The organism is Actinomadura monticuli, from assembly GCF_041463655.1.
GTDB lineage: Bacteria > Actinomycetota > Actinomycetes > Streptosporangiales > Streptosporangiaceae > Spirillospora > Spirillospora monticuli.
The window spans coordinates 1-20,806 of the sequence record NZ_JAXCEI010000030.1 but is presented as its reverse complement, the minus strand read 5'-3'; the positions used below and the strand labels follow the sequence as shown (position 1 = coordinate 20,806).

Sequence of the window (20,806 nt, the reverse complement as noted above, 5' to 3'; positions counted from 1 at the left end):
CGATTTTGCGACACCCCCACCAAGGCGCCATCGCCACCCGGATCGGGCGATCACTGGTCGCGCTCGCGACCATCGCCGCCATCCCGTCCGCCGTCGCGGTGCGGCCCGCGCTGGCGGGCGCGTCCCCGGCCTACCTCGACGCGCGGCTCCCCGTCGCCGAGCGGGTGAGCGACCTGCTCGGCAGGATGACGCTGGAGGAGAAGGTCGGCCAGATGACCCAGGCCGAGCGCGGCGCCATCGACGGCGACCGCGACCAGATCACGAGCCTGGCGCTCGGGTCGGTGCTCTCGGGCGGCGGGTCGGTGCCCGCCGACAACACCCCGTCCGGCTGGGCGGACATGGTGGACGCCTACCAGTCGAAGGCGCTCGCCACCCGGCTGAAGATCCCGCTCCTGTACGGGATCGACTCGGTCCACGGCCACAACAACCTCGTCGGCGCGACGGTCTTCCCGCACAACATCGGCATGGGCGCGACCCGCGATCCCCGGCTCGTCCGGGACGAGGAGCGGATCACGGCCATCGAGACGAAGGCGACCGGACCCCAGTGGGTGTTCGCGCCGTGCGTCTGCGTCAGCCGCGACCTGCGCTGGGGCCGGACGTACGAGTCCTTCGGCGAGGACCCGCGCCTGGTGACCGAGATGGCCGTCGGCATCGAGGGCTTCCAGGGCGAGCGCAAGCGGGACCTGGCGACGAACCGGCACGTCCTGGCGACGGCCAAGCACTACGCCGGCGACGGCGACACGGTGTTCGGCTCGTCCACCAGCGGTACGTACACGATCGACCAGGGCGTCACCGTCACCGACCGCAAGACGTTCGCGAGGATCGACCTCGCGCCGTACGTCACCGCCGTGCACGAGTACGGCGTCGGCAGCATCATGCCGTCGTTCTCCAGCGTCGACTGGAAGGAGGACGGCGTCGGCAACCCGGTGAAGATGAGCGCGAGCACCGAGTTGCTGACCGAGGTACTCAAGAAGAAGATCGGCTTCGACGGCTTCCTGATCAGCGACTGGGAGGCCATCCACCAGATCCCGGGCGACTACGCGACGCAGGTCCGGACGTCGGTCAACGCCGGCATGGACATGTTCATGGAGCCCTACAGCGCCCCGCAGTTCGTCCGGACGCTGCTGGCCGAGGTGAACGCCGGGCGCGTGAAGACGTCGCGCATCGACGACGCCGTCGGCCGCATCCTCAAGGCGAAGTTCGAGCTCGGCCTGTTCGAGCACCCCTACACCGACCGCGGCCTCGCCAAGACGATCGGGTCGCCGGAGCACCGGGCGGTCGCGCGCGAGGCGGTCGCCAAGTCGCAGGTCCTGCTGAAGAACTCGCGCGGCGCGCTGCCGCTGCGCAAGGACGAGCGGATCTACGTCGCGGGCGCCAACGCCGACGACATCGGCAACCAGGCCGGTGGCTGGACGGTCACATGGCAGGGGTCGTCCGGCGACATCATCCCCGGCACGACGATCCTGGACGGGATCGAGCAGAACTCGTCGCACGTCACCTACAGCGAGGACGCGTCGGCGCCCACGTCGGGCAGTGACGTCGGCGTCGTCGTGGTCGGCGAGACCCCGTACGCGGAAGGCGTCGGCGACGTCGGCAACGGGCACACGCTGAACCTGTCGGACACCGACAAGGCCAACATCGACACGGTGTGCTCCGCGATCAGGACATGCGTCGTCCTCGACGTCGCGGGACGGCCGCAGATCGTCACCGACCAGCTGTCCGAGATGGATGCGTTCGTCATGTCCTGGCTGCCCGGCAGCGAGGGCGCGGGCGTCGCGGACGTCCTGTTCGGCAAGCGGGCCTTCACCGGGAGGCTGCCGGTGTCGTGGCCGCGTAGCGAGGGCCAGGAGCCGATCAACGTGGGCGACCGGGGCTACAAGCCGCTGTTCCCCTACGGCTACGGCCTCCGCACCGCCGCCCACCACGGGCACTGACCGGCATACCGGACGCGGGCCGGCCGTCCCTATAGGGCGGTCGGCCCCTGTTTATCCCGCTTTCTCCGGGAGAGGCTGCCCCCGTGGACGATGTGGATCGGGAGCCGCGGACCGCGTTCGTGCTCGGGGGCGGCGGCGTGCTCGGCGCCCACGAGGTCGGCATGCTGCGGGCACTGGAGGAGACCGGAGTCCGGCCCGACCTCGTCGTCGGGACGTCGATCGGGGCGCTGAACGGCGTGTTCGTCGCGGCCGGACCGGACACGGCCGTCGAGCGCCTCACCAGCCTCTGGTCGGACGACTCCGTCCGCGACGTGTTCGGCGCGCGGATGTTCGCCCGGCTGTGGACGCTCGCCCGCTCCGGCACGCACCTGCACTCGAACGAGCCGCTGCGCCGCATGCTGGACGAACTGCTCCCCGTCCGGACGTTCGAGGAGCTGGCCGTCCCGTTCCAGTGCGTCGCCGCCGGGATCGAGACGGCGATGGCGCACTGGTTCACGTCCGGGCCGCTGCCGCCCGCGGTGCTGGCCTCGTGCGCCGCGCCCGGCCTGCTGCCGCCCGTCCGCATCGGGGACGCCCACTACTTCGACGGCGGGCTCGTCCACAGCATCCCGGTGGGGCGTGCCGTGATGCTGGGCGCGACGACCATCTACGTCCTGCACGTCGGGCGCATCGAACGCGGCCTGACGCCGCCGCGCCGCCCGTGGGAGGTCGGCATGGTCGCGTTCGAGATCGCGCGCCGGCACCGGTTCTTCGAGGAGATGGCGACCCTGCCGGACGGCCTGACCGTGCACGTCCTCCCGGCGGGAGGCAAGTCGCAGAAGGCCGGCGTGGACCTCGCCCAGATGCGGTACCGGAACATGTCCGGGATCCAGGCTCACATCGAACGCGCCTACCAGGCATCCTTGGAGTACCTCAAAGAGCGGGCGTGAGATGGTGCCTCCCCCCTTCGTCCGGCGGCTGGTGTTCACGCCGCTCCTGTTCGTCCTGACCCTGCTGGTCGTCGTCCTGTTTCCGGTCGGGTACGCGGTGACGTCCCTGATCGGGCGGGAGCGCCGGCGGGCCCGCCGCCTGCTGTGGTTCGCGCTCGCCTGGGGGACGCGCGAGTCGGCCGCCGTCCTGGAGTGCGGCCGGCTGTGGATCACCCGCCGCGCCCGCGACGACCGGCACTACGACGTCATCCGCCGCTACGTCGCCGGCCTGTACGAGGTGGCGCAGCGGAGGCTCGGCCTGCGGGTGGAGATCGAGGGCGTGGAGATCGAGGGCGTGGAGACCGACGGCGGCGGCGCGCAGGGCGACCGGCCGCTGATCGTCCTCAGCCGGCACGCCGGGCCCGGTGACGCGCTCCTCCTCGTCCACCACCTGCTGACCGACTACCGGCGGCTGCCCCGCGTGGTCATGAAGGCGCAGCTCCAGCTCGATCCCTGCATCGACATCGCCGCGAACCGCATGCCGAACGTGTTCGTGACGCCCGGCGGCGGCGCGGTCGAGGACATCGGCCGCCTCGCCGAGGGCCTCCGCCCCCGCGACGCGCTGCTGATCTTCCCGGAGGGCGGCAACTTCTCCCCGGAACGGCGGCGCCGCGCGATCCGGCGCCTGACGAAGCTGCGGCGCACGGACGAGGCGACCCGCGCCGCCGCGATGCGCAACCTCATGCCGCCCCGCCCCGGCGGGGTCCTCGCCGCGCTCGACTCCGCCCCGTCCGCCGACGTCGTGTTCGTCGCGCACACCGGCCTCGACCACATGGCCACGGTCGGCGACGTCTGGCGGCGCATCCCGCTGACCGACCCCGTGCACGCGCGCTGGTGGCGCATCCCCGCCGAGGACGTCCCCGAAGGACGGGACGCCCGCGTCGACTGGCTCTACGCGCAGTGGGAGCGCGCCGACGCCTGGATCAGCGCGAACCGGGCACCCGCGCCCGGGTGACATCATGGACGGATGGGCGACGAGGGGTCCGTGCGGGTCGATCTGTGGATCTGGTCCGTGCGGCTGCTGAAGACCCGTTCGATGGCGACGACGGCGTGCCGGGCGGGCCACGTCCGCGTGAACGACGAGCGCGCCAAGCCGTCCACGACGGTCAAGCCGGGTGACACGGTGCGGCTCCGCCATGACGGGCGGGAGCGGATCGTCGTCGTGCAGAAGATCGTCCGCAAGCGGGTCGGCGCGCCCGCCGCGGCGGAGTGCCTGATCGACCAGAGCCCGCCCCCGCCGCCGCGCGAGGCCCTCATCCCGGTCGGCCGCCGCGACCGCGGCGCGGGCCGCCCCACCAAACGCGACCGCCGCGAGCTGGAGCGCATCCTCGACCGCTACCGCGTCCTGAACGATCCACCCGAGGACGACTCCTGACCGCGACCCTGATCTGAGAACGGCCTGAGAACGGTCTGAGGACGGTCTGAGGCCCGGTCACCGCCGGCCGTCCCGGAACCTGCGCTCGGACGCCAGCGCGGACGCCACGTCGCGCGGGTAGCTGTGCCGGGCCCGGGCCAGCAGCAGGCCGTTGACCAGCAGCGGCAGCAGGGCCAGCAGGAACGCCTGGTCGAGGCCGGCGCCCGTCTCGTCCCCGGTCGCGAGGAGGCCCGACAGCCAGCCGAACAGCACCGGCGACGCCGCCTCCGCGCCCATGCGCACGATCGTCCGGATGGCCTCCGCGCGCCCCCACAGCCGGAAGTGGACGACGTCCAGCCGCACCGCGTCCAGCGGCGGGTTCGCGGCGGCGAGCGCGGCGGCGGCGAGCGTGAACAGCGGCAGCGCGATCAGCGGCTGCCGGGTGAGGAGGCCCGGCACGAACAGCAGCGCGGACGCGGCGAACGCCACCCCCGGCACGACGACCCGCGCGGTGACCACGCCCCGGAGCACCAGCCGGTCGGCGAGCCGGCCGCCGGCGAGCACGCCCGCGAGCGCGGCCAGCCCGATGACCGGGATGAACGCCGACAGCTCGCCCCGGCCGAGCCCGTACCGCTCCTGCACGAAGACCATCGCGAAGGTGCGCAGCCCGGCGAAGAAGAAGTAGCCGATCGAGGACGCCACGATGATGATCACGTTCGTCCGGATCCGGAGGACGTGCCGGGCCGCCTCCAGCAGCGTCATGCGCTCGGGATCGGTGTCCAGGACGTTCCGCGGATCAGGTGCGATGCCGGCCTTCGCGACCTGCCGCTGCGCGGGCTCCTCCCCGCGTCCGGCGTCCTCCCCGCGTCCGGCGTCCTTCCCGTGCCGGGGGTCCGACCCCTGCGCGCCGCGCTCCGGCTCGGGCAGCATCCGCCACAGCGCCAGGGCCAGCACCAGCCCGAGTCCCGCGACGAACCAGAACGCGACCCGCCAGTTCAGCGCGGCGGCGATGTTGCCGCCCGCGATCAGCCCGAACCCGACCCCGACCAGCTCGCCGGCCAGGATCCGCCCCCACGTCCCGGCCCGCTCCCCGGGCGGGAACAGGTCGCCGATCAGCGACGCGACCGTCGGGCCCGCCGTCGCCGTCACCGCGCCCAGCGCCACCCGCGACGCCAGCAGCCACTCGTACGAGGAGGCCAGCCCGCCGACGACCATCGCGAGGCTCCACAGCACGATGCTGCCCGCCAGCAGCGGCACCCGCGGCACCCGGTCGGTCAACTGCCCCACCGGCAGCGTCGCGACCGCCCCCACCGCCGCCGGCGCCGCCGTGAGCACCCCGACCTGCGTGTTGCCGATGTCCAGCGCGTGCCGCAGCTCATGGACGATCGCCCCGACGACCCCCGTGTCGGCGGTGTTCAGCGCGAGCACGCACGCCAGCAGGACCACGACGCGGGTCCGGCGCCCCCCGCCGAGCCGGTCCGCCAGAGCGGTGCGCACCCGCCTGAGCGACCGCCGGCTGGATGTCACCAACGACTACTGCCCCTGAGCCGACCAGGTATGTCGTGCCCCGGAAGCGGTCGCCGGGCGCCGCCGGACCGTCAACGCCGGGTCAGGGCGGCGCCCGGAAGGTCGGTGTTCTCCCACGAAGCCGGCATGGGCGGGTATCGCGGGCCCGGCGATCTGTGTGCTTCGTGAAGGGGGCGGTACACGGGCGTTACGGCCGGGGACGCCGCACGGGGTGCCCGGCGGTCGGCTGACCAAGTGGCGGTGGTGACGGTGTTGCGAGGCCGACGCGACGAGTGCGCCGAACTCGACGGCCTGCTGGAGGCCGTCCGCAGCGGGGAGAGCCGCGCCCTCGCGATCCGCGGCGAGGCGGGCGCCGGGAAGACGGCGCTGCTGGAGTACCTGGCCGACCGGGCGCCGGGGTTCCGGATCGTCCGCGTCACCGGGGTGCAGCCCGAGATGGAGCTGGCCTTCGCCGGCCTGCACCAGCTGTGCGCGCCGATGGCGGACCGGTTCCGGCGCCTCCCCGCCCCGCAGGGCGAGGCGCTGCGCGCGGCGCTGGGGCTGAGCGCCGGGCGGACGCCGGACCGGTTCCTCGTCGGCCTCGCCGTCCTCGGCCTGCTCTCCGACGCCGCCCGGGAGCAGCCGCTGCTCTGCGTGGTGGACGACGCCCATTGGCTCGACCGCGCGTCCGTGCAGGCTCTGGCGTTCACCGCGCGCCGCCTGCTGGCCGAGTCGGTCGCGATCGTCTTCGCGGTCCGGGAGCCGGGCGGCATCCGCGAGCTGACGGGACTGCCGGAGCTGAAGGTCGCCGGGCTGCCCGACGACGAGGCGCGGGCCCTGCTGCGGTCCGTCGTCGCCGGCCCGTGGGACGAGCGCGTCCTCGAACGGGTCGTCGCCGAAGCGCACGGCAACCCCCTCGCCCTGCTGGAACTGCCGAAGGAGGCGACGCCGGCCGAGCTCGCGAGCGGGTTCGGCGTGCCCGGCGCCGGGGCCCTCGCGGGACGCGTCCAGGAGATCTACGAGCGGCGCGTCGCGGGGCTGCCACCGCCGACGCGGCGGCTGCTGCTGGCCGCGGCGGCCGAGCCGGGCGGCGAGCCCGTCCTGCTGTGGCGGGCGGCGGACCGGCTCGGCATCGGCATCGAGGCGGCGACGCCCGCCGTGGCGGCCGGGCTCGTCGAGATCGGCGACCGGGTGCGGTTCCACCATCCGCTGGTCCGCTCGGCCGTCTACTGGGCCGCGACGCCCGAGGAGCGCCGCGGGACGCACCGCGTCCTCGCGGACGTCACCGACGCGGACGCCGACCCCGACCGCCGCGCCTGGCACGCCGCGCAGGGCGCGCGGACCCCGGACGAGGACGTCGCCGCCGGGCTCGAACGGTCCGCCGGACGGGCCGGGGCGCGCGGCGGGCTCGCGGCGGCGGCCGCGTTCCTGTCCCGGGCGGTGGAGCTGACGCCCGATCCCGTCCGGCGGCAGGAGCGGGCCCTGGCCGCCGCCTGGTCGGCGCACCGGGCCGGCGCGCCCGAGGCCGCGCTGCGGCTGCTGTCGGTCGCCGAGGCGGGCCCGCTCGACCGGCGGCCGCGCGGCGAGGTCGACCTGCTGCGCGCCGAGATCGCCTTCGCCGTCGACCGAGGCCGCGACGCGCCCGGCCTGCTGCTCAGCGCCGCCGCGCGGCTCGCACCGCACGACGCGCCGCTCGCGCGGGACACCTGCCTGGAGGCGATCAGCGCCGCGCTGTTCGCGGGCCCGCTCGCCGACGGCGCCGGGCAGCGGGAGACGGCCGAGGCCGCCCGGTCCGCGCCGCCGCCCCCGGACCCGCCGCGCCCCGCCGACCTGCTCCTGGACGGCCTGGCGGCACGGATCGGCGAGGGCCTCGCCGCCGCCGCGCCGGCGCTGCGGTCCGCGCTGGCGGCCTTCCGCGGCCCCGGCCTGTCCGGGGAGGACGGCCTGCGCCGACTCTGGCTCGCCGGCGTGACCGCCGCCGCCCTGTGGGACCACGAGACCTGGCGGCTGCTCGCCGACCGGCACGTCCGGCTCGCCAGGGAGTCCGGCCAGACCGCCGCGCTGCCCCTCGCGCTGACCCAGCACATCGCCGTGGACGTGTTCGCGGGCGACCTGGCCGGTGCCGCCGGGCTGGTCGAGGAGGTCACGACGGTGTCCGAGGCGACCGGCATACCCGACCCGCCCTACGGCGGCCTGCTGGTCGCCGCGTGGCAGGGCCGGGCCGCCGCGCTGTCCGAGCTGCTGCGGACCGCCGAGGCGGAGGCGAGGCGCCGCGGCGAGGGCGGCGGCCCGGTCGTCGGCGCGTGGGCGAAGGCGCTGCTGTGCAACGGCCTCGGCCGCTACCGGGACGCGCTGGACGCCGTCCCCGAGGCCGCCGCGGACCGTCCGGCGGCGCTGGGCAGCGAACCGTGGGCGCTGGTGGAGTACATCGAGGCGGCGGCCCGCGGCGGCGGGTCCGGGGACGGCGCCGTCGCGCTCCGGCGGCTCGGCGAGGCGACGGTCCCGGCGGGCACGGACTGGGCCCTCGGCGTCCACGCCCGCTGCCGGGCGCTGCTGAGCGAGGACACCGCCGCCGAGGACCTCTACCGCGAGGCGATCGACCGGCTCGGGCGCGCCGGCGTCCGCGGCGAGCTGGCCCGCGCGCACCTCCTGTACGGCGAGTGGCTGCGCCGCCGGCGCCGGCAGCGGGCCGCCCGGGAGCAGCTGCGCACCGCCCACGAGTCGTTCGACGCGATGGGCATGGAGGCCTTCGCCGGACGGGCCGCCCACGAACTGGCGGCCACCGGCGAGCACGTCCGCAGGAAGTCCGCCGAGAGCGCCGGGGAGCTGACCCCGCAGGAAGCGCAGATCGTCCGGCTCGTCCGGGAGGGCCTGACCAACCCCGAGATCGGGGCGCGGCTCTTCATCAGCCCGCGCACCGTCGAATGGCACCTGCGCAAGACCTTCGGCAAGCTCGGCATCACCTCGCGCAAGCAGCTCCAGCGCACTCCGTCGGCCGGCGGGGCCTGACCCAGGGACATGGCCCGAACGACGTCCTGCGCGCCGTCACCACCACCGTCCTCGAAGCCGTCCAGGGGGAGGCTTACCGTGTACGGGTAGAGTGCGGCCGGAGGACGATGCATCCATGACCCCACGGACCGGCGCGGACGAGCTGACCGAGCAGCCGCGCATTCCGCTGAGCCGGAGGCGGGTGCTGCGCGCCGCCGTGGGGCTCGCCGACCGGGACGGCCTCGACTCCCTCACCATGCGCAGGCTCGCGCAGGAGCTGGACGTCGAGGCGATGTCGCTGTACCACCACGTCGCCAACAAGGAGGCGGTCTTCGACGGCATCGTCGAGGTGGTCCTCGCGGAGATCATGGACGCGGTGGACGGGGTCGACGCACCGGCCCCCGAGGACGACTGGCAGGCGGCGCTGCGGGCGCGGATCCTCGCCGCCCGGGAGGTCCTGCTGCGCCATCGCTGGGCCCCGCAGGTGCTCGGGTCCCGTCCGGACGCGAGTCCGGCCGTCATCGCCTACCTCGACCACGTCCTCGCCGTCCTCCGGGCGGGCGGGTTCTCGTTCGACCTGGCGCACCGCGCGCTGCACGTCCTGGGCAGCCGCGCGCTGGGCTTCACGCAGGAGCTGTTCCAGCCCGACGGCGCCCGGACGGCGGACGCCGCCGCCGCGGAGATGATGGAGCAGATGGCCGGGCGCTTCCCGAACATCGTCTGGATGCTGTCGGGCGCCCTCCACGACGACCAGGACGGCACGCTGGGCTTCTGCGACGACCAGTTCGAGTTCGAGTTCGCGCTCGACCTGATCCTGGAGGGCCTGGAGCGGCGCCGCGCCGCCGGCTGACCCGGCCATGACGTTCCGTCGCCTCCGGTCGCCGACCGGTTTCCTCCGCCGCGGCCCTTGACTGCCTTACGCCGTATGATTACCTTACGATGTATGACAACTTTACGGCGTACGAGAGGGGCGGCGGCCTCCTCCTCGTCCGCCGCGGGCGGCACCCCCATCGGAAGGACGACGCAATGAAGGCCTGGAGCTGGGACCGCTACGGTCCGCCCGACGTGCTCACCCTCAAGGACATGGACGAACCCCGCATCGCCCCGGACGAAGTGCTCGTCCGGGTGCGGGCCGCGTCCGTCAACCCCTACGACTGGCGCCACGTGGGAGCCGACCCGAAGCTGGTGCGGCTCAGCATCGGCCTGCGGCGGCCGAAGCCGGGCCTGGTCCCCGGGGCCGACCTGGCCGGCGTCGTCGCGCGGGTGGGCGGGGAGGTGACCGGGCTGAGCCCCGGCGACGAGGTGTTCGGTGAGGTCGAGCTGGGCTCGTTCGCCGAGACCGTCGCCGTCCCCGAGAACCGGCTGGCCCGCAAGCCCGCCCGCCTCTCCTTCGAGGAGGCGGCGTCGGTGTCGATGGCCGCGCACACCGCGCTGCAGGGGCTCCGGGACATGGGCGGGATCGCCGCCGGGCAGCGCATCCTGGTCAACGGCGCCTCCGGCGGCATCGGCACGTTCGCCGTCCAGCTCGCCAAGGCGTTCGGCGCCGAGGTCACCGGCGTGTGCAGCACCCGCAACGTCGACCTCGTCCGCTCCCTGGGCGCGGACGACGTCGTCGACTACACCCGCGAGGACTTCACCGAGCGGGAGGGACGCTACGACCTGCTCATGGACATCGTCGGCGATCGGTCACTGGCCCGGCTGCGGCGCCCGCTGGCCCCGCGCGGCACGCTCGTCATCGTGGGCGGCATCGCGTCCGCCCGCGGCGGGCTGCTCGGACCGGCGGCGCAGGTGCTCCGCGGTTCCCTGGCCGCGCCCTTCGTCCGCCAGCGCATCGTCACCGTCCAGTGGAAGCCCAACTCGGCGGACCTGCGGTTCCTGGCCGAGCTCATGGAGAAGGAGCAGGTGAAGCCCGTCATCGACCGGACGTACCCGTTCGCCGAACTCCCCGACGCGCTGCGCTACATCGAACCCGGTCACGCCCGAGGCAAGGTGGCCATCACTTTCTGACGCCTCCGGCGCGGGCGCGTCAGCCGGGCTTGCGCGCGAGGACGAGCCGGTAGCGCGGGCGCCCAAGGCGACTTCCCCGCCGCACTACCGGCCGAGGGCGTCGATGGCGGAGACGTCCTCCTTGCTGAGGCTGAAGCCGTCCAGGTCGAAGTTGCCGGCGACGCGCTCGCGGCGCGAGGACCTCGGCAGGATCACGATGTCGTGCTCCAGGTGCCAGCGGAGGACGACCTGAGCGGGCGTGACTCCGTACCGCTCGGCGATCCCGGTGAGGACCGGATCCCCCAGGTCGGTGTTCTTCAGCCCGCTGTAGCCCTCGACGACGACGCCCCGGCGACGGTGCTCGTCCAGCAGGGCGGGATCGTGCTGACCGGGGCTCCACGGGATCTGGTTGACCGCCGGCTGCCGGCCGGTCGCCTCCGTCAGCTCGTCGATCTGCTCCGGGCTGTAGTTGCTGACCCCGACGTTGCGGGCGAGTCCGGCGTCCTTGGCGTCCAGGAGTTCCCGCCATGTCGAGACGAACTCGTTCCGGCCGGTCGGCCAGTGGATGAGCCAGAGGTCCACGTAGTCGGTGTCGAGCAGGCGCAGACTCGACTCCAGGGTGCGGCGGGCGCGGCGCGCGTCCTGCGGGCGCAGTTTGGTGGTGATGAACACCTGCTCCCGGTCGAGGCCGCTGTCCTTCACGGCACGGCCGACGTCCGCCTCGTTCCTGTACAGCGTCGCGGTGTCGACATGCCGGTAGCCGACCTCGAGGGCGGCGCGCACCGACTCGTACGCCGTCGTGGGCGACAGCTCCCAGGTTCCGAAACCGATCAGCGGAAGCGCGGTACCACCAGGCAGGTTCACAGTTCGCGTCATGCAGGGCATTCTGCCCCGAAGATCCTTCCGCACCCCTTTCAGAGCCCGAACGCGCTCGCCACCCGTCCGGCCAGCGCGTCCTCGCTCATCGTGGTGTCGACCTCGATGGCGGGCAGTCCGAGGCGCCGGGTCTCCGCGGAGAGGCGGTCGGTGAACATGCGGTCGCGCTCCAGAAGGTTGTGCCGGGCCCGGTCGGGGTCGCTGGTCCGGCCCGGGATCTCCCAGCCGCGCCCGTCGAACGCGGCACGCCGAAACTCGGGCGTCGGCAGGAGCCAGACCGCGTGGCCCGGCTCGTCGAGCAGCGGTTCGACCAGGCCGGGCAGCAGGCGGAAGCCCTCGGCGATCACGCCGGTGTCCGCCGGGAGGCGCAGCAGATCCTCGACGATCAGGCCGAAGCCCTCGCCCCGGAACCAGTGGAACGTCTCCAGCATCGTCTCCGGGGAGCGGGCCACCCAGCGTTCGTCCATGCCCATGGCCTTGAATCGGGCCAGGTAGGGGGCCTCTTCCGGTGTGCTGGCGCGGGCGTGGTCCGGCATCGCGTCGTCGGTCGAGTACACGCGCAGGCCGTGCCGGTCGGCGATGCGCCGGGCGACGGTCGACTTGCCCGCGCCGCTGCCGCCGCCGATCCAGCGGACGTGCCGCAGCCGCCCCCGCAGTGCCGCTGCGCTCACGCGGGAGGGTGTGCGTCGAGCCAGGCGGCGGCCCGGCGGGCCGACGCACGCGACAGCCACGCGTCCTGGATGATCTCCGCCAGTTCGCCGCGGGACAACTCGCCGAGGCGGCTCGCCCGCAGCAGCACCGAAAGGTGGCCGTTGAAATGCGCGGTCGTGAAGAACGGCGACGACTCGTCCAGCACCAGCGCCCGCTTGTCCGCCTCGGACGCGACCCAGAAGACGATCACGTCCGGATACCGTTCCCCGGTCTCCGGATCGACGGCGTCGGGGCGCGGGTTGCGGAAGAAGACGAAGGACTTCCCGCCCACCTGGTAGACCGGCTTGTCCTCGGTGCCGGGATAGATGGTGACATGCGGCATGGCGAGGGCGATCTCGTGCACGTCCTCGACCCGGGCGGGCCGACTCCCGTCGTCCGGCATGGCTTCAGCGTAAGCGGTGCGACGGGCGCGCGCGTCACGTTCACCGGGTCCATGGCACGTGCACCGAGCCGCCCGTGGGGTACGTTGTCACGTCGTGCTCAGGACGCGCTTGGATCTCGACCGGATTCGCGCGGCGCGCCGCGCGATCGACCCCATGTTCCTCGACACCCCCCTGTACGAATGCGAGGCCCTCGGACGCGCGCTCGGCTGCGCGGTGAGCATCAAGCTGGAGACGGCGAACCCGGTCCGCAGCTTCAAGGGGCGCGGCACCGAACTGGTCGCGAGCGGGCTGCGCGACCACGGCCGGACGGCGGCGGTGTGCGCCAGCGCCGGAAACCTCGGCTGGGCGCTGGGCTGGTCGGGCCGCCGCCACGGACTGGACGTGACCGTCGTGGCCTCGCACCGGGCGCCCGCCGCCAAGCTCGACCGGATCCGCGCCCTCGGGACGGCCCTGGAACTGGTCGACGGCGACTTCGACATGGCCCGGCAGCGCGCCGCCGCCATCGCACGGGAGCGCGGCATCCGCCTGGTCGAGGACAGCCTGGACATCGAGACCTGCGAGGGCGCGGCGACCATCGGCCTCGAACTGGCGGAACGGGCGTCCTCCTTCGACGCCGTCCTGATCGCCCTCGGCGGCGGCGCCATGGCGACCGGCGTGGGCCACGTCCTGAAGGCCCTCGCGCCCGGAGTCGACGTGATCTGCGTCCAGCCCGAGGGCGCTCCGGCGATGACCCGCTCCTTCCGGCAGCGCCGCGTCGTCACCACCGACTCCACCGACACCATCGCCGACGGAGTCGCCGGCCGCCACCCCATCCCCGCCGTCCTGGACGACCTCCTGCAAGTGGCCGACGATGCCGTCCTGGCCCAGGAGGCGTCCATCGTCACCGGCATGCGGATGCTGCTGCGGCACGCGGGCCTGGTCGTCGAACCCTCGGCGGCCCTCGGCGTCGCCGCCGTCCTGGAAGACCCCGACCGCTTCGCCGGCCGCCGCCTGGTCACCATCATCTGCGGCAGCAACGTCGACCTGGACGCCTACCACCACTGGACCCGTCCCTAGCCGCACCGCGCGAGCAGTCGGCCCGGGTTCCTGACGCGTCGCGAGGCCGATGCGGCAGGTCGTCATCCCAGCTGGTCGCGGCGGCGCGCCAGGTGGGCGGTCTCGGCGGGGTTGCCCGCCAGTTCGATGGCCCTGTCGTACGCCGCGCGCGACTCCCGGCCGCGGCCCAGCCGGCGCAGCAGGTCGGCGCGGGCCGCATGGTAGGCGCGGTAGCCGTCCAACGCGTCCGCGAGGCGGTCGACGGACGCCAGCGCGACCTCCGGGCCGTCGAGCTCGGCGACCGCGACGGCCCGGTTCAGCGCGACGACCGGCGAGGGGGCGAGGTGGACGAGCTGGTCGTAGAGGGCGACGACCTGCGACCAGTCGGTGTCGCGCATGTCGCGGGCGGACGTGTGCACCGCGTTGATCGCCGCGAGGATCTGGTAGCGGCCCGGAGCCTCCCGGGCGGCCAGGCGCTCGCGGACGAGCCGGTGGCCCTCGGCGATCAGCGCCTTGTCCCAGGACCCGCGGTCCTGCTGGTCCAGCGGGACCAGGTCGCCGCCCACCGAGACGCGGGCGGTGCGGCGCGCCTCCGTGAGGAGCATCAGCGCCAGCAGCCCGGCCACCTCGCCGTCGTCCGGCATGAGGGCGCGGAGGAGGCGGCTGAGCCGGATCGCCTCGGCGGTCAGGCCGGGACGTACCGGATCGGTGTCCGGGCCGGTCGCCAGGTAGCCCTCGTTGAAGACGAGGAACAGGACGGCGAGCACGCCGGAGACCCGGGCCGGGAGATCATCGGCGGACGGCACGCGGTAGGGGATCCGGGCCGCCTTGATCTTGGCCTTGGCGCGGGTGATCCGCTGCCCCATGGCGCTCTCCCCGACCAGGAACGCGCGGGCGATCTCGGGCACGGTCAGGCCGCCGACCATGCGCAGCGTCAGCGCCACGCGGGTCTCCATCGCGAGCGCCGGGTGGCAGCAGGTGAAGAGCAGCCGGAGCCGGTCGTCGCCGATGGCGTCCGGAGGGCCGCCGGGCGGGTCGTCGTCCAGCATCACTGCCTCCCGGTGCTTGTCGTCGCGCTTGCTCTCGCGCCGGATCCGGTCGATGGCCTTGCGGTTGGCGGTGGTGGTCAGCCAGGCGCCGGGGTTGGGCGGCACGCCGTCGTCCGGCCACCGCTCGACGGCGGTCGCGAACGCCTCCGCGGCCGCCTCCTCGGCGATGTCGAGGTCGCCGAACCGCCGGTTCAGGGAGGCGACCACCCGCGCCTACTCCTCCCGGTGGACCCGGGTGATCGCCTCCCGGACGCCGTCGCCGCTCACAGGAACGGCCGCACTTCGACCTTCCGGTTGCAGGCCCGCGACCCGTCGGCGGCGAGCCTGAGCGCGACGTCGAGGTCCGGCGCGTCCAGGATCCAGAAGCCCACGATGAACTCCTTCGTCTCCACGAAGGGCCCGTCGGTGAGCATCGCCTCCCCGCCCCGGTTGTCGATGACGGTCGCCGTGCCGGGCGCGCCGAGCCCGCCCGCGAAGACCCAGTGCCCCTCGGCCTTGAGCCGGTCGTTGAACACGTCGATCGCGACCTGTTCGTCCGAGGTGGCGAGGTCGCCGCTGTCGTTGATCACGGAAACCAGGTACTGCATCTCAACTCCTGTGGTGGTCGGGGCCTCAGACCGCGTACCGCGGACGCCCGGCGGGCCGGTAGACCTGGAGCGTTATCCCCTTCGGGTAGGCGCGCGACTCCACCAGCTCCAGCGCCGCGTCCGGGCCGCTTTCGGGGAACAGCCGCGCGCCCGCGCCGACGATCACCGGGCAGACGAGCAGGTTGATCTCGTCGACCAGCCGGTTGGCCAGCAGCCAGCGGACCAGGCCGCCGCTTCCGTGCACCTGCAACTCGCCTCCGGGCTCGGCCTTCAGCTCGCCGATGGCCGCCGCGACGTCGCCGGAGAGGACGGTCGTGTCCGCCCAGCGCGGGCCGGTGAGCGTGTTCGACGCGACGTACTTGGGCCGGGTGTTCAAGGCGTCAGCGATGGGGCCGCTGCCCGCGTCCATCGTCCCCCAGTAGCCGGCGAAGAGATCGTAGGTCCGCCGGCCGAACAGGAAGGCGTCGGCGCGCTGGTAGAACTCGTTGACGAACGCCAAGGACTCGTCGTCGAACAGCGGCCGCGCCCACCCGCCGCGCTCGAAACCGGGGTCGAGGTCGGGGTGCCGTCCGCCGTTGCCCTGCATCACTCCGTCGACGGAGACCTGCGTGTTGGTCGTCAGTTTCATGATCGGGGTCCCTTCTCCTCGGGGGCGCCTCGTGGGCGGCCTCACCCCTGCTACGAACGCCACCGCCTCGATCCGACACCGCTCCCCGGATCTCCACCCAGATTTTTCCGGCACGCCGGTCGCGATCGCTCGGGACGCGCCGCATCCGGGCGCCCTGGCTCCACTCCCGGACTCGGGGCGTCAGCCGGCCGCCGACTGAGGCTTCCGGCCGAGCGGGGCGGCGCTCGACGCGTCCAGAGCGGCGTCGTCGGTGAGGAAGCCACCGGACTGGTGGTGCCACAGACGGGCGTAAGGGCCCCCGGCCTGGAGGAGTTCCCGGTGGGAGCCGTCTTCGAGGACGCGGCCGCGGTCGAGGACGACCAGCCGGTCCATGCGCACGACCGTGCTCAGACGGTGCGCGACGACCAGCGCGGTGCGGTCGCGCATCAGATGCCAGAGGGCCTCCTGGACGAGCAGTTCGCTTTCGGAGTCCAGCGCACTGGTCGCCTCGTCCAGCAGGAGGAGCGGGGTATCCCGGAGGATGGCGCGGGCGAGGGCGACGCGCTGCCGCTGGCCCCCGGAGAGCTTGACGCCTCGCTCGCCGACGAGCGTGTCGAAACCGTCCGGAAGGCTCTCGACGAACTCGGTGACGTGCGCCGCCCGCGCGGCGCGGACGATCTCGGCCTCCGTGGCGCCCGGCCGGGCGAAGGCGATGTTGTCGCGCACCGACCGGTGGAACATCGCGGGTTCCTGCGGGACGTACGCGATCAGGTTGCGCAGGTCGCTCTGGCGCAGCCGCGCGATGTCCTGGCCGCCGATGAGGATCCGGCCGCCGTCGACGTCCATGAGACGCAGCAGCAGCCGGGTGAGGGTGGTCTTGCCGCCGCCGGACCGGCCCACCAGGCCGATCTTGGCGCCGCTGGGAATGGCCAGGTCCAGGCACTCGAACAGGGGCGGGCCGTCCCCGTGCGCGAACCGCACCCCCTCGAAGCGGACCGCGGCGTCGACCGGACGCAGCGGCTGCGGATCGGGCGGGTCCACCACCGTCGGCGGCACCAGGAGCAACTCGGTGAACTGCGCGCTCTCCGTGAGCGTGCTCTCCATCCGCCGGTAGATCTGGTTGAACTCGAACATGATCCGCGTCGCGTTGGAGTAGTACGAGAACGTCACCACGATGGCCTCCACCCCGAGCCCGCCGCGGAGCGCCACCGCGACGAGGAGACCCAGGGCGCTGGTCAGGATCGACATCGGAGCGACGATCGTGTCGACCCGCAGGTTCGCGTAGTCCCAGGAGCGCAGCGCCAGCCGGTGCTGTTCGGCCATGCGGTCGCGGAACTCGGCGGCCTCCCGCTCCTCGGCGGCGAACGCGCGGACCGTCTCCATGTTGGTCAGCACGTCGGCGACATGCCCCGACACCCGCACCTTGGCCGCCTCGCGCTCGTCCACCAGCGCCTGCCTGCGGCGGATGAGCGGAGCGACGACGAAACCGGTGAAGATGATCAGCCCCACGAGGACGATGACCAGGAGCGGGTGGTACCGCCACAGGATCACCGAGGCGAAGGACAGCGGGATCACGTTCGCCACGACCGAGAAGGTGAGGGTGTCGGCGAAGTTCTCGAAGCCGCCGCAGAAACTCAGTATCCGCTTGGTCAGCGAACCGGCGAAGTTGTCGTGGAAGAACGCGGCGTCCTTGGCGAGCAACTCGTCCATGCCGGCGATGCCGAGCGATTCGATGCCGCGGCCGTTCGTCCGGTTGAGGAAGTGCAGCCCCGCCCGCCACAGCGCCTCGCCCGCCGACAGCAGGCCGGCGAAGCCGAGAACGTAAGGGAGGAGCGCGCCCAGATCGCTTTCCCCGCCGCCGGCCAGGTGCCCCACCAGGGCGGCCACCATCAGCGGCGTCAGGTAGAACAGGCAGGTATTGCCGAGCGCCGGTAAGGTCAGCGCCGGAAGCGCGATACGCCACTGGCGGCGCAGTACATCGCAGTAATAGCGCAACGCGAGCAGAATCGCTCGCTGCCGGATCGACCGGCCGTTCCTGGAGCCGCCCCATACTCCTGGCACAGCCATCCCCGCCCTCCGTGCCGCCGCTCTTCCATGCTGCCTCAGGACGTCCGGGCATGGCGAATGCTTTTGGCGGGGTGCTGCGGACGATAGCCGGGCCTCTTCTCCGAATCATCGGCCGGACGGGCACTTCCCGACCGCGTTCGTTGATCCCCCGATCACGGCGATGTGAAAAGCTTGTCAGCTGATCGGCAGATTGCGGAGGTCGGCGGCGCGATCAAAGCAGAGGGCGAAAACCGGGATCTCTCATGATTCCCGACCCGCGGGACCTCGGTATGCGCAGATCACCGCGCTTGATCGTGGGTCGGCTGAGGCAGCGCGTCACGCCGGGTCGGCCTCCCGCGCGCTCCCGGATGCCGTTTCGGTAATGAGCGGGGCGGGCCGGAGGAACAGCACGACCGCGGTGGCGATGTTCGCGATGGCGGTCAGAATCTCAAGGAGGGCTTCGAGCCGCACCTGCGCGTCCGCGCCCGCTCCCAGGATGTAGTTCGCGTCATTGAGGACCGGGTCGTACAGCAACGCCGCCGGGATGGAGAAGGCGAACGTGAGGATGAACCAGACGCCGGCGATCCTGGCGGTCCGCTGAGCGGCGTCCACCGAGGATTCCGGGGTCCGAGACCTGATCGTGTTCACGAGACCCTCCAAGGGGTGAACCGCCCCCGACCGACTGCCAGGATAGTTGGAGAGAACCGCGCGGACCGGGCATTGTCCCCTATCCGCCAGTGGCCGTTTCCAGCCGCCGCCGCAGGCCGCCACCGCGGGCGGCGCCGAATGCAGGCGTTTTCCTTGATGGCGCAGGCCAGCGAAACATGTAGACGTGGACGGACGGACGCGGTGTCCCTAACAGGATGCGTATCGCCACGGCTCCCACAGCAGCGACGATGGAAATCGGGAACGGTGATAGCGGTGACCAATGATCTGTCCGACATGGATTTCTGGCCACAGCGAACCCGCGCAGGGCACCGGCTTCGTGAACGGCGCCACCAGCCTCCCCCGCGCCTTCTGCCCCCCGGCCGTCCCCCCACGAGGCGAGTACGTTCTTCGGGGTACGCCGTGACGGTGAGAGGGGTGCTGTGAAACCGGGCCAAGGCAGTCGAACGGCGATCTTCGTGTGCCAGGGGCGCGCGGTGGCGGACGGCCGCATGGCCGTGGGCCGGTTCAGCGACGCGGTGGCGAGACGGCTGCTCGGTCCCGACGAGCTGAGACCGGTGGACGCGGTACGCGACGGAACCACCCGGCGGCTCGAAGGACGGGAGCGGTGGGCGGCGGAATCCGTCCGCGCCTGCGCCGAGATCATGGCCCCCCGCACGGTGATGATCGACGAGGCGGTGGCCGATGCCGTAACGGGCCAGGGCGTCCAGCAGGTCGTCCTGCTCGGCGCCGGACTGGACACCCGTCCATGGCGCCTGCCGGCCTTGGAGTCGGCGAAGGTGTTCTCCGCGGACCACCCCGCCACTCAGGCCGAGGCCCGAACCCGAGCCGCCGAACTCACCCCCGTGGCGCGGCGGCTGGTGTTCGCTCCGGTCGACCTGATCACCGAGCCTCTGGACGCCGCACTGGGAGCCGCCGGCCACGACCGGACGGCACCGACCGTCTGGGTCTGGGAAGGAGTCGTGCCCTACCTGCGCAAAGCCGACGTGGTCGCGACGGCGACCGTGGTGGCGCGCCAGTCGGCCCCGGGCAGCGTACTGGTGGTGAACTACCAGACCCCGTCCCTGAGGGCCGGCATCGGCCGGGGCCTGGTCAACCTGGTCGCCCGCCTCGGACGCATCGACACCGCCACCGCGGACGAACCATGGCGCTCGACGTGGACACCCGCCGCAATGGCCGGACTCCTGGCCGCGCGGGGCTTCACCGTCGAACAGGATGCCGACCTGCTGAGCCTCGCCCGGCGCCTCGGTTCCCCCACCGTCCACAGCCGATCACTCGGCAACGGCCGGGTGGCCATCGCCCGGTTCACCGGCCCCGCTCCGGCAAGCCGATAACGACGTCCACTCATCCGGGAGGGAACGATGCTGTTCAGGCGGGAAGTCCTTGAGGGGATCGCGGGCGGACGGATCGACCGGGTGTTCCGGGTGTGGGCCGAGCCCCGGGTCCGCGCGGGGAGCACCCAGCGCACCTGGGCGGGGATCATCGTGGTCGACTCGGTCACGCCCGTGACCCCCGAGGAGATCACCGAGGAGGACGCCGTGCGGTCGGGCTTCGAAGACCGCGCGGCCCTCCTCACCGCCCTGTCCAAGAGCACCAAGCAGGGCGGCTACCACCGCGTCATGCTCCACCTCGGCGGCCCCGACCCCCGATCGGAACTGGCCGCGAACACCGACCTGACCGACCGGGAACTGGCCGACCTCACAACCGCCCTGGACACCGTCGACGCCCGCAGCCGCCGCGGCCCCTGGACCCGCCGGATCCTCCGCCTCATCGAGGAGCACCCCGGCCTGCGCGCCCAGGACCTGGCCGAACGCCTGGACCGCGACAAGCTCCCCTTCAAGGCCGACGTCCGCCGTCTCAAGGCCCTCGGCCTCACCGAAAGCCTGGAGACCGGCTACCGCCTCTCCCCGCGCGGCGAGGCCCTCATGACGTACCTCCGCTCCTCGCCCGAGTAGCCGCGACGTCCGGCCGCTGATCGCGCCGTAGAGGATGCTCCTATGGATGTCAAGCGGCTAGATCGTGATCGTTTGGTGTGGTGATGAGCTGGTAGAGCTCGCGGGCGATGTAGCGTTTGAGGCAGCGGATGATCTCTTTCTTGGAGAGTCCGTCT

At 73.0% G+C, this 20,806-nt stretch carries 19 protein-coding genes; 10 read left to right on the top strand and 9 right to left on the bottom strand.

What is annotated here, in order from left to right:
• Window positions 1-5: 5 nt before the first annotated feature.
• From SM611_RS36480 to SM611_RS36465, 4 genes are all read left to right on the top strand, one after another.
• Window positions 6-1,934 (top strand): glycoside hydrolase family 3 protein, encoded by a 1,929-nt coding sequence (locus tag SM611_RS36480; protein WP_371954977.1) that lies wholly within the window; start codon window positions 6-8, stop codon window positions 1,932-1,934.
• Between the two features lie 83 nt (window positions 1,935-2,017).
• On the top strand, window positions 2,018-2,863 hold the full coding sequence (locus SM611_RS36475; RefSeq protein WP_371954976.1) for a patatin-like phospholipase family protein: 846 nt from the start codon (window positions 2,018-2,020) through the stop codon (window positions 2,861-2,863).
• Window position 2,864: 1 nt separating this feature from the next.
• Window positions 2,865-3,857, top strand: coding sequence for a 1-acyl-sn-glycerol-3-phosphate acyltransferase (locus SM611_RS36470; protein WP_371954975.1), 993 nt, complete (start codon window positions 2,865-2,867; stop codon window positions 3,855-3,857).
• A 12-nt stretch (window positions 3,858-3,869) separates the two neighbouring features.
• Window positions 3,870-4,277 (top strand): RNA-binding S4 domain-containing protein, encoded by a 408-nt coding sequence (locus SM611_RS36465; RefSeq protein WP_371954974.1) that lies wholly within the window; start codon window positions 3,870-3,872, stop codon window positions 4,275-4,277.
• A 57-nt stretch (window positions 4,278-4,334) separates the two neighbouring features.
• On the opposite strand, the gene SM611_RS36460 is transcribed toward SM611_RS36465, so the two are convergent.
• Entirely contained in the window at window positions 4,335-5,753 is a 1,419-nt protein-coding gene (locus SM611_RS36460; RefSeq protein ID WP_371954973.1) for an MFS transporter, read from the bottom strand.
• A 282-nt stretch (window positions 5,754-6,035) separates the two neighbouring features.
• Here SM611_RS36460 and SM611_RS36455 point away from each other — a divergent pair, with 282 nt between their 5' ends.
• From SM611_RS36455 to SM611_RS36445, 3 genes are all read left to right on the top strand, one after another.
• Window positions 6,036-8,771, top strand: coding sequence for a helix-turn-helix transcriptional regulator (locus SM611_RS36455; protein WP_443112156.1), 2,736 nt, complete (start codon window positions 6,036-6,038; stop codon window positions 8,769-8,771).
• A 115-nt stretch (window positions 8,772-8,886) separates the two neighbouring features.
• On the top strand, window positions 8,887-9,600 hold the full coding sequence (locus tag SM611_RS36450; RefSeq protein ID WP_371954972.1) for a TetR/AcrR family transcriptional regulator C-terminal domain-containing protein: 714 nt from the start codon (window positions 8,887-8,889) through the stop codon (window positions 9,598-9,600).
• A 176-nt stretch (window positions 9,601-9,776) separates the two neighbouring features.
• Complete coding sequence (locus SM611_RS36445) at window positions 9,777-10,757, top strand: NAD(P)-dependent alcohol dehydrogenase (protein WP_371954971.1); 981 nt, start codon at window positions 9,777-9,779, stop codon at window positions 10,755-10,757.
• Between the two features lie 84 nt (window positions 10,758-10,841).
• Here SM611_RS36445 and SM611_RS36440 read toward each other — a convergent pair whose 3' ends face one another.
• The 3 genes from SM611_RS36440 to SM611_RS36430 are packed head-to-tail and all read right to left on the bottom strand — an operon-like array spanning window position 10,842 to window position 12,705.
• Complete coding sequence (locus SM611_RS36440) at window positions 10,842-11,612, bottom strand: aldo/keto reductase (protein ID WP_371954970.1); 771 nt, start codon at window positions 11,610-11,612, stop codon at window positions 10,842-10,844.
• 38 nt (window positions 11,613-11,650) lie between these two features.
• Window positions 11,651-12,283 carry a hypothetical protein gene (locus SM611_RS36435; protein WP_371954969.1) on the bottom strand — a complete coding sequence of 211 codons (633 nt, stop codon included), beginning with the start codon at window positions 12,281-12,283 and terminating at the stop codon, window positions 11,651-11,653.
• Window positions 12,280-12,705 (bottom strand): MmcQ/YjbR family DNA-binding protein, encoded by a 426-nt coding sequence (locus SM611_RS36430; RefSeq protein ID WP_371954968.1) that lies wholly within the window; start codon window positions 12,703-12,705, stop codon window positions 12,280-12,282. The genes SM611_RS36435 and SM611_RS36430 overlap by 4 nt, the downstream gene beginning before the upstream one ends.
• 94 nt (window positions 12,706-12,799) lie before the next feature.
• Between SM611_RS36430 and SM611_RS36425 the strand changes: the two genes are divergently transcribed.
• Complete coding sequence (locus SM611_RS36425) at window positions 12,800-13,762, top strand: threonine ammonia-lyase (protein ID WP_371954967.1); 963 nt, start codon at window positions 12,800-12,802, stop codon at window positions 13,760-13,762.
• Between the two features lie 62 nt (window positions 13,763-13,824).
• Here the strand turns inward: SM611_RS36425 and SM611_RS36420 are convergent, their stop codons facing one another.
• The 5 genes from SM611_RS36420 to SM611_RS36400 all read right to left on the bottom strand — a co-directional run bounded on the left by SM611_RS36420 (window position 13,825) and on the right by SM611_RS36400 (window position 18,642).
• Complete coding sequence (locus tag SM611_RS36420; protein WP_371954966.1) at window positions 13,825-14,997, bottom strand: RNA polymerase sigma factor; 1,173 nt, start codon at window positions 14,995-14,997, stop codon at window positions 13,825-13,827.
• Between the two features lie 56 nt (window positions 14,998-15,053).
• A complete protein-coding gene (locus SM611_RS36415; RefSeq protein ID WP_371954965.1) occupies window positions 15,054-15,377 on the bottom strand; it encodes a YciI family protein in 324 nt (107 codons plus the stop codon).
• Between the two features lie 25 nt (window positions 15,378-15,402).
• The gene (locus SM611_RS36410; RefSeq protein ID WP_371954964.1) at window positions 15,403-16,005 is read right to left on the bottom strand and encodes a dihydrofolate reductase family protein; all 603 of its coding nucleotides are present in this window, start codon (window positions 16,003-16,005) and stop codon (window positions 15,403-15,405) included.
• Window positions 16,006-16,185: 180 nt separating this feature from the next.
• A complete protein-coding gene (locus SM611_RS36405; protein ID WP_371954963.1) occupies window positions 16,186-18,051 on the bottom strand; it encodes an ABC transporter ATP-binding protein in 1,866 nt (621 codons plus the stop codon).
• A 315-nt stretch (window positions 18,052-18,366) separates the two neighbouring features.
• A complete protein-coding gene (locus SM611_RS36400; protein ID WP_371954962.1) occupies window positions 18,367-18,642 on the bottom strand; it encodes a DUF4386 family protein in 276 nt (91 codons plus the stop codon).
• Between the two features lie 476 nt (window positions 18,643-19,118).
• Between SM611_RS36400 and SM611_RS36395 the strand changes: the two genes are divergently transcribed.
• Together SM611_RS36395 and SM611_RS36390 are read left to right on the top strand one after the other, a co-directional pair.
• Window positions 19,119-20,030 carry a class I SAM-dependent methyltransferase gene (locus SM611_RS36395; protein WP_371954961.1) on the top strand — a complete coding sequence of 304 codons (912 nt, stop codon included), beginning with the start codon at window positions 19,119-19,121 and terminating at the stop codon, window positions 20,028-20,030.
• A 27-nt stretch (window positions 20,031-20,057) separates the two neighbouring features.
• Complete coding sequence (locus tag SM611_RS36390; protein ID WP_371954960.1) at window positions 20,058-20,651, top strand: hypothetical protein; 594 nt, start codon at window positions 20,058-20,060, stop codon at window positions 20,649-20,651.
• The last annotated feature ends 155 nt before the right edge of the window (window positions 20,652-20,806 follow it).

Excerpts from the sequence above, each read along its gene's own strand:
- SM611_RS36470 (WP_371954975.1), top strand. The coding sequence starts at position 2,865 with ATGGTGCCTCCCCCCTTCGTCCGGCGGCTGGTGTTCACGCCGCTCCTG.
- SM611_RS36465 (WP_371954974.1), top strand. The coding sequence starts at position 3,870 with ATGGGCGACGAGGGGTCCGTGCGGGTCGATCTGTGGATCTGGTCCGTG.
- SM611_RS36450 (WP_371954972.1), top strand. The coding sequence starts at position 8,887 with ATGACCCCACGGACCGGCGCGGACGAGCTGACCGAGCAGCCGCGCATT.
- SM611_RS36445 (WP_371954971.1), top strand. The coding sequence starts at position 9,777 with ATGAAGGCCTGGAGCTGGGACCGCTACGGTCCGCCCGACGTGCTCACC.
- SM611_RS36440 (WP_371954970.1), bottom strand. The coding sequence starts at position 11,612 with ATGACGCGAACTGTGAACCTGCCTGGTGGTACCGCGCTTCCGCTGATC.
- SM611_RS36430 (WP_371954968.1), bottom strand. The coding sequence starts at position 12,705 with ATGCCGGACGACGGGAGTCGGCCCGCCCGGGTCGAGGACGTGCACGAG.
- SM611_RS36415 (WP_371954965.1), bottom strand. The coding sequence starts at position 15,377 with ATGCAGTACCTGGTTTCCGTGATCAACGACAGCGGCGACCTCGCCACC.
- SM611_RS36410 (WP_371954964.1), bottom strand. The coding sequence starts at position 16,005 with ATGAAACTGACGACCAACACGCAGGTCTCCGTCGACGGAGTGATGCAG.
- SM611_RS36405 (WP_371954963.1), bottom strand. The coding sequence starts at position 18,051 with ATGGCTGTGCCAGGAGTATGGGGCGGCTCCAGGAACGGCCGGTCGATC.
- SM611_RS36390 (WP_371954960.1), top strand. The coding sequence starts at position 20,058 with ATGCTGTTCAGGCGGGAAGTCCTTGAGGGGATCGCGGGCGGACGGATC.